Below are 12,254 nucleotides of genomic sequence, written 5' to 3' on the forward strand. Positions count from 1 at the left end.
GTTATCTGTCGAGGATCGTCTTGCGGGCGCTGATCGTGCGTCCGCCATCGGGCAAGAAGAGATAGACTTCGCTGGCGTCGAGCTTCAGCGCCACGTTCTGGTCGGCGGCAAAAGGCGCGACGTAGCTGAGCTGCACCGTGATGTTGCCGGTGCCGCTTTCCGAGGCGATGGTCCTAAGATTGCCGGCATCTACGTAGAGAATGGTTTCGCGCCCGAGATGCTCGACCAGCCGGACCGCACCGTTGATCGCCCCGCCTTGAGCAGCGTCGGCGGCCACCGATATGTTCTCCGGCCTTACACCGAGCGTCAGGCTGGCGCCCTTCGCCAGCACCGTGGCCTCCGCCAGCTCGATCGTCACCGGCAAGAGGCCCGGTGCCGAAACCGTGATATTGCGGCTGGACACCTCATCGACGGCAACGCCGAGGAAATTCATCCGCGGCGCGCCGAGAAAGCCCGCGACGAAGAGATTGTCTGGGTTGCGGTAGAGTTCGAGCGGCGAGCCGACCTGCTCGATCACCCCCTGGTTCAAGACGACGATCCGGCTTGCCATGGTCATGGCCTCCACCTGGTCGTGGGTGACGTAAACCATGGTGGCGCCGAGTTCGGCATGCAGGCTGCTGAGCTCGACACGCATCTGGGTTCTGAGTGCCGCATCGAGGTTCGACAGCGGCTCGTCGAACAGGAAGACATCGGGCGAACGGGTGATGGCCCGGCCGATCGCCACGCGTTGCCGCTGACCGCCGGAAAGCTGCTTCGGCCGCTTTTCCAGCTGATCGGTGATCCTCAGGATCTTGGCGGCGCGCGCCACCGCCGCCTCGATCTCGGCCTTCGGGCGCTTGGCCATGCGCAAACCGAAGCCCATGTTCTCCGCCACCGTCATATGCGGATAGAGCGCGTAGGATTGGAAGACCATGGCGATGCCGCGGTCCCCTGGCTCCTGTTTGCTGACGTCGCGGCCGTTGATCAGGATCTGGCCGGAGGAGATCTCCTCCAGGCCGGCGATCGTTTTCAAAAGCGTCGACTTGCCGCAGCCGGAGGGGCCGACCATGACGATGAACTCGCCCTGCGCTACGGAAAGATCGATGCCGCGCAGCGCATGATAGGCGCCGTAATTCTTGTTGATTTGTCGGAGTTCGAGACTGGTCATGCGTCCTGGCTCTCTGCTGTTGAAATCGGAACTTCCAAGGGCCCGTTGTCGAGATCGCTCATCCCTTCACCGCGCCCATCGTCAGACCGGCGATGAAGTGCCGCTGCATCAGGAAGAACATGACGACGGGCGGCACGGCGACGACGATGGTGCCGGCGGAAATGAGGTTCCAGGCCGAGACCCACTCACCGCGGAGATTGGCAAGGCCGGCAGTCACAGGCTTGACGGAGTCGCTGACGGTCAGCACCACGGCCCAGAAATAATCGTTCCAGATGAAGGTGAAGATCAGGATGGCGAGTGCGGCCAGCGCCGGCCGCACCAGCGGGATCGCCACATGCCATAAGGTCTGGAAGGGAGACGCCCCCTCGGCGCGCGCCGCCTGGAACAGCTCGTCGGGCAGTGCGGCGATGAAATTGCGCATGAACAGCGTGGCAAAGCCGGTCTGGAAGGCGACGTGGAAGATGATCAGCGATGCCGTGGTATCGATCAGATCGAGGCGGACCATCAGGTCGCGCACCGGGATCATCATGATCTGGTGCGGCAGGAAATTGCCGCCGACGAACAGCGCGAAGATCAGCATGTTGCCGGGAAAGCGATAGCGCGACAGCACGTAGCCGGCGAGCGTGGAGAGCACCAGCACGCCGATCACCGAGGGAATGGTGATCGTCAGGCTGTTGAGGAAGTAGCGGGCCATCGGTGTCTGCGTGAAGACATCAGTATAGTTGTCGATGACGCCGATCCCGGTCGGCCATCCCCACAGATTGCCGCCCATGACATCCTCGGTCGAGCGGAAGGAGGTGAGGATGATCGCAAACAGTGGGCAGAGCCAGAGCAGCAGGACGATGACGACGGCGAGCACGTAGAGGCGGCGCTGCCAGATGGCGCCATCGGGAATGGGACGAGGATACATCAGCCTCCCCTTTCTTCGGTATGGATGATGCGGCTGAGGTACCAGACGATGAAGGCGGCCATGATCACGAACAGCACGGAGGCGATCGCCGCGCCATAACCGAAGCGGTAGGAGAAAATCGATTGTTCGAACATCTGGTAGGCGAGAACCGAGGACGAACCGAAAGGACCGCCATTCGTCATCACCGACACCATGTCGAAGGACCTGAGCGCCCCGACGACGGTAACGGCAATGGCGATGAAGGTAACCTGAGTCAGCTGCGGCAGCACGATGTGCCACAACATGTGCCAGCCCCTCGCCCCATCGACGCGCCCTGCCCCGATCAGCTCTTCGCTCAAATTGTTGAGGCCGGCGAGATAGAGCACCATGCAGAAGGTGATCTGCGGCCAGAGCGCGGCAATCACGATCGCGAAAGTGACGAAATGCTCGTCGGAGAGAACCGCCGGCGCCGTCGCCCCGAACGCCCTGAAGATCAGCGCGAGCAACCCGAACTCCGGCGTATAGACCCAGGTGAAGACGACGCCGACCGTCACCGAGGCGAGCACCAGCGGGATGAAGAACAGCGATTTCAGGAAGCGCATGCCGCGGATTTTCTGGTTGACCAGCAGCGCGATGGCGAGCCCGAGAGGTGGTGCCGCCATGAACATCACCAGCCAGATCAGGTTGTTCTTCAGCGACACGTAGAATTGCGGATCGTTGTAGAGTTCGACGTAATTGCCGAAGCCGATCCAGACCATCGGGCCAAAGCCATCCCAGTCGTGCAGGCTGATCCAGAGACTTCTGACCGCCGACAGCAGGATAACCGTGAAGAACAGCACGATCGCGGGCGCGATGAGCAAAGTCGGGGTAAGCCACCAACGCTGGCGGCGCCATAATGTCAGCATTTCAGGAGCCTCATTTACGACAGAGCAAGCGGTGAAGCTGCCCCTCATCCGGCTGCCGCCACCTTCTCCCCGTAAACGGGGCGAAGGGGATGTGCCGCAACCTCTTCGTCCCTCGCCAACGTCCCGTATGGCACGTCCCCTCTCCCCGTCCTTACGGGGGTCCGAAGGACGGGTCGAGACGAGTGGCTCGACCCCGGTAGGTTAGGGTGAGGGGCAAGCGTCAAAATGCCTTCCAGGCTCAGATCTTGTAAATCCGCTTGCGCGTGCCCTCGAGGCGCGTGAGGATGGCCTTGCGCCGGTCGGGCTTGGCCATGAACTCCTGGAAGCCGACGAGCCCTGCCTGCGCCATGTCGGGGTCGCTGTCGCGGTCGTAATATTGCGACGTGCCTTGCACCGTCTTCATCGTCTCGACCGCGATATTGACCAGCGGATCCTTGCTCGGCGGCAGATCGCTGCGCGGCGGCACGTTGCCGCCCGGCTCCAGGTAGGCCGCCAGATTCTCCGGCTTGTAGAAATAGGCGAGGAAATCGCGCGCACCCTGCTTGTTCTTGGCCTTGGCGGGAATGTGGATCGAATTGACCGAGAATTCCTCGAAGTGGCCGACCTTTGCGTCGAGCACCGGGAAGGTCGCATAGGAGAGCTGCGGCAGATCTTCGGCGGTAAAAGCCGAGCGCAGGAAAGCGCCGAGGTTCATCATGCCGGCCTTCTTCTGCGCCAGCAGCGCCGCGGCCTCCTGCCAGCCGAAAGACGTGTGGTTCTCCGTGAAGAACCCCTTCGAAATCATCGCCTCCCACTGATCGAAAACCGCCGTCAGCGCGGGATCGAGATAACTCATCTCACCGTTCATCAGCGCCATATGCTTGTCGAGGCCGTTGATGCGAAGGTTCATCTGGTCGAACCAGCCGGCCGCCGGCCACAATTCCTTGGTGCCGATCGCGACCGGCGTGATGCCGGCGGCCTTGCACTTGTCGCCATAGGCCATGAACTCTTCGGCCGTCTTCGGCACGGTGAGACCATGCTGCTCGAACACATCCTTGCGGTAGAACATGCCCCAGAGCGTGCCGCCGGTGGGAAGGCCGTACTGCTTGCCCCCGTCGGTGACGGCGCCGGCCGTAGCACCCAGCACGTCCTTGTACTTCTCCTTCTCGAAAAGGTCGGAGATGTCGTCAAACAGGCCGCGCTTGACGAAGGCGCGCATGCGGTTGCCCGAAAACCAGGAGCAGACGTCAGGCGCACCGGCGACGAGATAGTTGCGAATGGCCGTCTTGTGGGCCTCGTGATCCATATTGTTGATGACGACGTTGACGCCGGCTTCCTTGCTGAAGCTCGCGGCGATTGCCTTCAGCGCGTCGAGTGCGGCGCCATTGTTTTCGGCAGAGATCATCGTGACCTCCTGGGCCTGCGCGATCGCCGGGATCGGAAAGCTGCCGCTAACCGCTGCGGCGGAAACCAGCCCCGCGCCCTTCAGGAAGCGTCTGCGGGTGGTCGACGGAAATTGCTTCAAAAATGTCATTGAATTCCTCCCAGTTGATCGATCGACATCTCCCGACCGTCGCCTCCTCCATGAAACGACCGACCAGGCATTCAATGCTGCGATCCGCTCCGCGATTCCTGCGATAATCCGCTTGGCTGAGTTGATCCGCGGCCGAACTTATGCATAGATCTCAGCAGCTCGCAATAATTAATTTACAAAATTAAGGAATGAATCGTGAAGCTAAAAGGCGACCAGACCACGGCAAGAGCCATGAACCGACGCCTCATCCTGAACCTCCTCCGTCGCGAGGGGCCGAGGAGTCGTGCCGACATCGCCACCGTCATCGGCTTGAGCCCGGCCGCCGTCACCTTCGTCGTCGCCGACCTTTTGCAAGAAGGCATCGTCATCGAAGGGAAGACCGTGCCCGGCCTCACCGGCCGTCGCCCGATCCCGGTGGATATCAATTACGAACACGCGCTTGCCGTCGGCTTCAAGCTGATGGTGGATTCGGTAGAGTGCGTGGCAACCGACCTTGCCACCAACCCCGTCGCCGCCATGCGGGTAAGCCTCGACGGCCACAAGCCCGATAAGGTCGCAGACCTGTTGGCGGGCACCGTTCCCGAACTGGTGAAGCTTGCCGGCCGGCCGAACGCGAAGCTCGCCGGCATCGGCATCTCCATGCCCGGCGTCATCAACCACGAACAGACGGCCTGCGTGCGCAGCTATCGATTCAAATGGGACAATGTCCCCCTCGCCTCGCTGGTCGCCAGCCGCGTCCATGTGCCGGTCTGGTTGGAAGACGACACCAATGCCTACGCCATCGCCCAGCAACTCTTCGGGCTCGGCCGCCAGCATCGCAACATGGCCGTTCTCGCCGTCGGCGTCGGCATCAGCTGCGCACTCGTCATCGACGGCAAGCTCTATCGCGGTGCCAATGGTGCTGCCGGCAAATTCGGTCACACGCTTTACGAGGAGAACGGCCGGCTCTGCGAATGCGGCAAGCGCGGCTGTCTGATGGCCTATCACTCCGAAGCCTCGATGCTCCGGCGCTGGCGGGAAGCGACCGGTCGCGAGGAACTCGGTCTACCGGAACTGTCGGCTGCGCTCGCATCAGGCGATACCGTCGCCCTCGCCCTCGTCGCCGATTCCGGCCGCGGCATCGGCACCGCCCTTGCCAATCTCGTCAATATCACCGACCCCGAGGTCATCGTCGCCGGCGGCGAAGCCGTCTCTCTCGGCGACTCTTTCTTGACACCGCTGCGCGAAGCGCTCGCCGCCCGGACTTTCCGGGCTGCGCCTCCCCTCCTGCCCGATTGGGAGGACAATTCCTGGGCGCGAGGTGCCGCCGCCCTGGTGACTCAAAAAATCTTCGACTTCGAGTCGTCGGGCGGCGTTACCGACATCGCCAGCTTGGCGAGTGTCATGACCGCGGGTTCGTCGTCGGCGGCGTAAAGCCGCGAGAGATCGGCGGGATTGCTTGCCGGGTAAGGCGTGCCGTGCAAAGCCCCCTCTGGCCTGCCGGCCATCTCCCCCACAGGTGGGCTAGGGCATATACATATCTCGCAAAGCCCATCCATCGGCGACGGCTCGAAAGTATTTGAGGCCGTTGAAGAAGGTGATTGGGCCCGGCGGCTTGGCCGAGGCGTAGCCGTTCCAGCCGCCGAGCTTGGCGATGATCCAGGCGGCCCAAGCCAGCGAGGCCTTAGAGTGGGGATTGGACTGCAGCTTGGTTGTGCCCTTGAAACGGCTTTCGAGGGCGGCGAGGGTATCGATCTCGGCTGCCGTGAAGGTCAGGCTTGCCGGCTGGTGATCGCCGCCGCTGCGGGCTTGGACGAGTTGGAGGACGATTGCTGCGGCCTTGGCGGCGATGGCGACGAGCTTTTCCAGCCGTGCCGCCAGATGCAACTGGCTGTCCTCGATCTTGAAGCCTTGGTTCTTCATCACCCGAAAGAACTGCTCGATCATCCAGCGCTGCTTGTACCAGGCGACGATCTGCCAGGCATCGGCCGGGCTGCTGAGCCAATGGGTGGTCAGGAGCAGCCAGTGCAAGGGCTCGACACCGTCGGGGGCGGCCGGTTCAACGATCTCGACCCAGCTCAGCCTGACGCCATCGGGCAGGCTTACCTCGCGCAGGTTTTGCGGCCGCCGGATCGTCGCTTCGCCGAAGCGCAGGCACACCGTCGCCTGCCGCGCCGGACGGTCGGCGCGCTCGCGCAGATCAATCGTCTGAGTATCGCAAAACGCCACCGTTTCGACCGCGCGGCGCAGTTTGGAACCGTCGATGAGCGCATGGTCATGCATGACGCGCGACAAAAGATCGAAGCGCCGATCGGGCAGGCGCGCCCACATGATGAAGAAGTCACCCTCCCGGTCGGCGATCGCCGTGACCCGGGCCGCACGCGAAAGCACCAGTTTGGCCGCCTCTGCCGTCTCCACCCAGCGCCGCGATTCCTTTTCGTTCAACGGCCGCTCGGCATGCGGCGTAAGCTCTTTGCTACCCCGCGTCCAGACCCGGCCGCCCACCAGGCCAAGGCAGCTGCCGGTGTCGGCATCGAGCGCCAGCATCGGATGCAGCAAAAGGCCAAAGCAATTGCCTTTTTTGATCTTGCCCAATTCCCGCCGGCTGTCCGGCGTCGTCGCAAACTTGATCTCGCTGGTGTCCTGCAGCGCCAGCACGTGGCGACCCTCAACCGCAGACCGGGTCTCCTGGCTCCAGCCGGCAATGATCTCTTCCACGCTCACCGCACTGTTGTTGAGAAAACGCCCGAACCGGATCTCCTGCGAATGGTTGCCCTCGGCCAACTGGCGAAGGCAAACCGTCTCGCGCAGCACAATGCGACGGAGCAGCACCGCCCCCCTTTATCGAGACGACGATCTCCAAACCGGCCCAACGAAAAATCATGCCCTACATCCATCGGCGACGCTCCCAAATCAAAACGTCGCCAAAACAATCATACAGCCCGCAGTAAAGGAATCCGACCCCCGCAAACCGAGTCAATCCGTCGCACCGACTTATGTATATGCCCTAGCACAGGTGGGGAGATTGGCTGGGCTCACCGCCTTCCCAAACAATGAGCGGCCAGCACGACGAAACGATAGATGGGCAGGAAGTTCAAGCCACTTGTGATCTCCCCACCTGTGGGGGAGATGCCCGGCAGGGCAGAGGGGGCTCCAGGGCACACCCTATCACAAGCAACGTAGGCCAACCGATGCCGGCCCAATCTTGGACAGTTATCTCACGCAGAACAACCCAGCCGCGCCGCAGATACACTGGCTTACAAAAATAGGGGCCCCCCGACACATCCCTGGTTCACTGATCGACTTAAATCCCGATACGGCCAACCGGTCGGAAAGGTCAATTCAGGAAGGATGACGACATGAAAATGATCCAGGCTATCGCGCTCGCCCTCGTTCTCGGCGGCGCAGCTGCAGCACACGCGGAACAGCCGCTGCAGCGCACCGATCTCCTCAAGAACGATATCGACGTGCCCGGACACGAGGTCGTGCAGGTGCGCGTCGATTTCGCGCCCGGCGTTCTCGCCCCCAGTCACGCGCATCCCGGCGAGGAGATCGCCTTCGTTATCGCGGGAACGCTGGAATACCAACTCGAAGGCAGGCAGCCGGTTACCCTTAAAGCCGGCCAATCCTTGTTCATTCCCACCGGCGTTGCTCACTCTGCGAAGAATGTCGGCAGCGGCAAGGCGTCGGAATTGGCAACCTACATCGTCCGCAAAGGGGCGCCGCTCGTCGTGCCCGCCAAGTGAGCCGTTCGTGTGCTGCGTGGGAGCCGCCGTTTCACCCTTGCGGTCGCCTTCCATTCACGGCAGCATGCAGGTGTCCCCAGTCATCTGAACCTCTCACATCAGGAGGATTACCATGGCAACGTTGGAGCGGCCGGCCTTTGTCGTCCATTGGAGCGAGATCGAACAGCCTGACAACTCGCATTATGACGATGACGACGAGCTGATGAGCATCGGTGCGCCGTTCGGACGCTTTTTCGGCCTGGCAAAATTGGGCATTCATCACGAGCGCCTGCCGCCTGGCCGGCGCACATCCTTTCCGCATGCATAGAGCGCCGAGGAAGAATTCGTCTATGTCATCGAAGGCGCACCCGACGTCTGGCTCGATGGCTACCTCTATCGGCTGAGGCCCGGCGACGCCGTCGGATTTCCCGCCGGCACCGGGATCGCCCATAGTTTCCTCAACAACACGCAAGCCGAAGTGCACCTCCTCGTCGTCGGCGAGCGCCATAAGGCCGAAAACCGGATCTTCTATCCACTCCACCCTCACCGCCGACCGCTGCTCGATGATTGGTGGGATGACCATCCCACTCACGCCCTCGGTCCGCACGACGGAATGCCGGACCTGGTGCGGGAAGCAAAGGACAGAGGAAGCAGCGAATAGATCAGCCAGGCCGATAGCCGGCCGAAATGGCGGATTCGCGCAAAGCGGAGACCAACGGTTGGCTGAAGCTTCGACAGTTATGGGCTCAGGCCAGCCATCCGCAACAGCTCGTCGTTTTCGTGCGCAACACCTTCCGTCAGGCGCTGAGCCGCGCATGATGATGACGTTCAAAGCAACCGATCGGAGCTCAAATGTCCACCGCCGTTTTGCCTGAACCGCCATACTATATGGTCAGTTTTTCCTCTCAACGAACAAAGGTGGACAACGGCTATGGCGAGATGGGTTATGCGATGACCGAACTTGCAAGACAGCAGCCGGGCTATCTCGGCTTTGAAAGCGCGCGCGGAGCAGACGGTTTCGGCATACTCATCTCGTATTGGAAGGATGAGGACAGCATTCGAGCTTGGAAATCAGTCATCGATCACGTTGAGGCGCAAAATCGCGGTCGGTCAGATTGGTACACTCGGTACGAAATCCGTGTTGCGCTCGTCACGCGAGCCTACGGGTTCAACATCGAAGAGACATGAGCTGGCTTGTTGGAAGTGGCAAGCAAGGGACGTCAGGCATTTTTTTGCTGCAATGCGATTCTGCGCTAAAAGACGGCATGCAGTTGCATCACGATGTCGCCCGATTCGCCACCGTTCTTAAGAGGCTTGCACTGTTGCTTACGGCCAACGGTGCTGGCTTCTGGGGGAACCATGTCGAGGCATGCCGGCGGGCTGTCGAAAATTCCGATGTTTGGGGAGTTCGCCGTTTCCAGGATTTGTGTGGCGGCATGGGTTCTTTGAACGATCTCGTTCTACAACGCGACGGCAGTCCGCTTCTATACGAGAACGATGAACTTCACGCCCTTCTCAGCGAGGCTCGGGTTCTAGCAAGCGAGCTTGCCAGGTCGGAGTCATAACGCTCCGCTTGCGGCCATAGGATCGACCGATCCGCAACATCCGACCGGGTCAACCATCAGTCGCCCAGAGTCCTACCCTACTGCGCAAACCTGCGGGCGCCGGCGACGCAGAGGATGACGGCAACGGTCACGGCGAGCATGGCTGAGGTCACGGGCTCGTGCAGCAAGGTTGCGGCGAGCGCCAGGCCGAAGAACGGCTGGAGCAGTTGCAGTTGGCCGACGGCGGCGATGCCGCCCTGCGACAGGCCGCGATACCAGAAGATGAAGCCGATCAGCATGGAAAACAGCGAGACATAGGCAAGGCCGAGCAGCGCCGGCGTTTCGATGCCGGAGAAGGTCTCCGGCCGATGCAAAAGCGCCACCGCGACCGTCACCGGCAGCGACAGCACGAGCGCCCAGGAAATCACCTGCCACCCGCCAAGCGTGCGCGAAAGCCTGCCGCCTTCGGCATAGCCGAGGCCGCAGACAATGACAGCCGCCAGCATCAGCAGATCGCCGACCGGCGAGGCCGTCAGGCCCTGCGTCAATGCGAATCCAGCCACCAGCGCGCTGCCGAGAACCGAAAAGACCCAGAATGCCGGCTTCGGCCGTTCTCCGCCACGGATCACGCCGAAGATCGCGGTTGCGAGCGGTAGCAGGCCGATGAAGACGATTGAATGGGCTGAGGTGACATGCTGCAGCGCCAGCGCCGTCAGCAAGGGAAAGCCGACTACGACGCCCAGCGCCACGACGGCCAAGGAGAGAATATCACCTCGGCTCGGCCGCTTCTCTCTGAAAGCAATCAACAGGCCGAGCGCGAGGAAGCCGGCGATCGCCGCGCGCGCCACGGTGAGGAAAACCGGATCGAACTGCATCACCGCCACGCGCGTCGCCGGCAGCGATCCGCTGAAGATCACCACCCCGATAAAACCATTGATCCATCCCGATGCCATGCGGTCCATGATGCGCTGCACTCCTTCATTCTCTGACTCTTATCGGCCAACACGGATGGTCATGACAGTGACAGTCTGATACGATTTTGCGAAACTGTAGTGATGCAGAAAGCAATACAGATGAGCGAAGGACGCACACGCGTGGAGATGGTCGCCGCGACGATCAGGCAGCGCATCGCCGGGCGCAGCTTGACGCCGGGTGCAAGGCTGCCCTCCGTCCGGGGGCTGGCTGCGACGTTGAAGCTGTCGACTTCGACCGTCGTCGACGCCTATGAGCGCTTGGTCGCCGAAGGCGCGATTCTGGCAAGACCAGGCTCGGGATTCTACGTTGCCAACCAGACAGCACCCTTTGCGCTTGCCGAGGCCGGGCCGAAGCTCGACCGCGCGGTCGATCCGTTTTGGATATCGCGGCAATCGCTGGAGGCCGGCGAAGCCGACCTGAAGCCCGGCTGCGGTTGGCTGCCGCCCTCCTGGCTGCCGGGGGACGGCATGCGCCGCGGGCTCAGAACGCTTGCCCGAGCCGACGGGCCGGCGCTCGCCGATTACGGCTCGCCGCTCGGCTTGCCGCAACTGCGCCAGCTGATTTCGCGGCGGATGGGTGAACGGGGGATCGAAGCCTCCCCGGACCAAATCATGCTGGCCGATTCCGGCACGCAGGCAATCGATCTGCTCTGCCGTTTCCTGCTGGAACCCGGCGACACGGTGCTGGTCGACGATCCCTGCTATTTCAATTTCCATGCGCTGCTGCGCGCTCATCGAGCAAAGATCGTCGGCGTGCCCTACACCGCGTCCGGTCCCGATATCGAGCTGTTTGCGCAAGTCGTCGCCGATGAGCGTCCGCGGCTCTATATCACCAATTCCGCCATCCACAATCCGACCGCCGCAACCTTGTCTCCCGTTACGGCTCACCGGGTTCTAAAACTCGCCGACCAGTTCGACTTGACTATCATCGAGGATGATATCTTCGCCGATTTCGAATATACGCCGGCGCCCCGCCTTGCCGCCTTCGACGGGCTCGAACGGGTCATCCACATCGGCAGTTTCTCGAAGACCCTGTCTGCCTCGGCGCGCTGCGGTTTCGTCGTGGCGAAGCCGGAATGGATCGATGGCCTGACAGACCTGAAGATCGCCACCTCCTTCGGCGGCGGCCGGCTGACGGCGGAACTGGTGCTGAACGTCTTGAGCGACGGCAGCTATCGCAAACACATGGAAACCTTGAGACACCGGCTCTCCCGGGCGATGAGCGAGGTCTCGGCCAGGCTGAACAATCTCGGCATAACGCCCTGGCTGGAGCCCCAGGCCGGAATGTTCCTCTGGTGCCGTCTGCCCGACGGCATCGATGCGGCTGATGTGGCGCGCGCCGCACTGGGAAAGAGGATCGTTTTGGCTCCCGGAAACGCATTCAGCCTGTCGCAATCGGCAACGAATTTCATGCGCTTCAACGTGTCCCAAACGCTCGATCCGCGGGTGTTCGAGGTGCTGGGTGATGCGCTGGCAGGAAGGGGATAATGGAAGGCGAGCCGTCGCGGATCAAGCGCCTTGCCCCACGAAACGTCTGTGGCGAGGCAATAGCAAGCGCCTTGCTCCCTCTTCTCCCCC

Annotated in this window: 11 protein-coding genes and 1 pseudogene; 6 read left to right on the forward strand and 6 right to left on the reverse strand. The window is 62.0% G+C overall.

What is annotated here, in order from left to right; all coding sequences use genetic code 11:
- Window position 1 precedes the first annotated feature (1 nt).
- The 4 genes from N1937_RS13345 to N1937_RS13360 form a co-directional block, all read right to left on the reverse strand.
- On the reverse strand, window positions 2-1,147 hold the full coding sequence (locus N1937_RS13345; protein ID WP_260056366.1) for an ABC transporter ATP-binding protein: 1,146 nt from the start codon (window positions 1,145-1,147) through the stop codon (window positions 2-4).
- 58 nt (window positions 1,148-1,205) lie between these two features.
- Entirely contained in the window at window positions 1,206-2,057 is an 852-nt protein-coding gene (locus N1937_RS13350) for a carbohydrate ABC transporter permease (protein ID WP_170282608.1), read from the reverse strand.
- On the reverse strand, window positions 2,057-2,941 hold the full coding sequence (locus N1937_RS13355) for a carbohydrate ABC transporter permease (RefSeq protein ID WP_260056367.1): 885 nt from the start codon (window positions 2,939-2,941) through the stop codon (window positions 2,057-2,059). The genes N1937_RS13350 and N1937_RS13355 overlap by 1 nt, the downstream gene beginning before the upstream one ends.
- Window positions 2,942-3,179: 238 nt before the next feature.
- A complete protein-coding gene (locus tag N1937_RS13360) occupies window positions 3,180-4,454 on the reverse strand; it encodes an ABC transporter substrate-binding protein (protein ID WP_260056368.1) in 1,275 nt (424 codons plus the stop codon).
- A gap of 195 nt (window positions 4,455-4,649) precedes the next feature.
- Here N1937_RS13360 and N1937_RS13365 point away from each other — a divergent pair, with 195 nt between their 5' ends.
- The gene (locus N1937_RS13365; protein ID WP_260056369.1) at window positions 4,650-5,867 is read left to right on the forward strand and encodes an ROK family protein; all 1,218 of its coding nucleotides are present in this window, start codon (window positions 4,650-4,652) and stop codon (window positions 5,865-5,867) included.
- 90 nt (window positions 5,868-5,957) lie between these two features.
- Here the strand turns inward: N1937_RS13365 and N1937_RS13370 are convergent, their stop codons facing one another.
- Window positions 5,958-7,265, reverse strand: coding sequence for an IS4 family transposase (locus N1937_RS13370; RefSeq protein ID WP_260056370.1), 1,308 nt, complete (start codon window positions 7,263-7,265; stop codon window positions 5,958-5,960).
- 527 nt (window positions 7,266-7,792) lie between these two features.
- Between N1937_RS13370 and N1937_RS13375 the strand changes: the two genes are divergently transcribed.
- The 4 genes and pseudogenes from N1937_RS13375 (at window position 7,793) to N1937_RS13390 (ending at window position 9,723) form a co-directional block, all read left to right on the forward strand.
- The gene (locus N1937_RS13375; RefSeq protein WP_222291371.1) at window positions 7,793-8,179 is read left to right on the forward strand and encodes a cupin domain-containing protein; all 387 of its coding nucleotides are present in this window, start codon (window positions 7,793-7,795) and stop codon (window positions 8,177-8,179) included.
- A 112-nt stretch (window positions 8,180-8,291) separates the two neighbouring features.
- Window positions 8,292-8,819: pseudogene (locus tag N1937_RS13380) on the forward strand (cupin domain-containing protein).
- A gap of 191 nt (window positions 8,820-9,010) precedes the next feature.
- The gene (locus N1937_RS13385; protein WP_260056371.1) at window positions 9,011-9,346 is read left to right on the forward strand and encodes an antibiotic biosynthesis monooxygenase family protein; all 336 of its coding nucleotides are present in this window, start codon (window positions 9,011-9,013) and stop codon (window positions 9,344-9,346) included.
- Window positions 9,343-9,723 carry a DUF6966 domain-containing protein gene (locus N1937_RS13390; protein ID WP_260056372.1) on the forward strand — a complete coding sequence of 127 codons (381 nt, stop codon included), beginning with the start codon at window positions 9,343-9,345 and terminating at the stop codon, window positions 9,721-9,723. Before N1937_RS13385 ends, N1937_RS13390 begins: the two co-directional genes overlap by 4 nt.
- Before the next feature lie 77 nt (window positions 9,724-9,800).
- On the opposite strand, the gene N1937_RS13395 is transcribed toward N1937_RS13390, so the two are convergent.
- Window positions 9,801-10,664 carry a DMT family transporter gene (locus N1937_RS13395; RefSeq protein ID WP_260056373.1) on the reverse strand — a complete coding sequence of 288 codons (864 nt, stop codon included), beginning with the start codon at window positions 10,662-10,664 and terminating at the stop codon, window positions 9,801-9,803.
- A gap of 90 nt (window positions 10,665-10,754) precedes the next feature.
- On the opposite strand from N1937_RS13395, the gene N1937_RS13400 reads away from it, so the two are divergent.
- A complete protein-coding gene (locus N1937_RS13400) occupies window positions 10,755-12,164 on the forward strand; it encodes an aminotransferase-like domain-containing protein (protein WP_260056374.1) in 1,410 nt (469 codons plus the stop codon).
- Window positions 12,165-12,254: the final 90 nt, after the last annotated feature.

Source organism: Rhizobium sp. WSM4643 (assembly GCF_025152745.1).
In the GTDB taxonomy this organism is placed as follows: Bacteria; Pseudomonadota; Alphaproteobacteria; order Rhizobiales; family Rhizobiaceae; genus Rhizobium; species Rhizobium leguminosarum_I.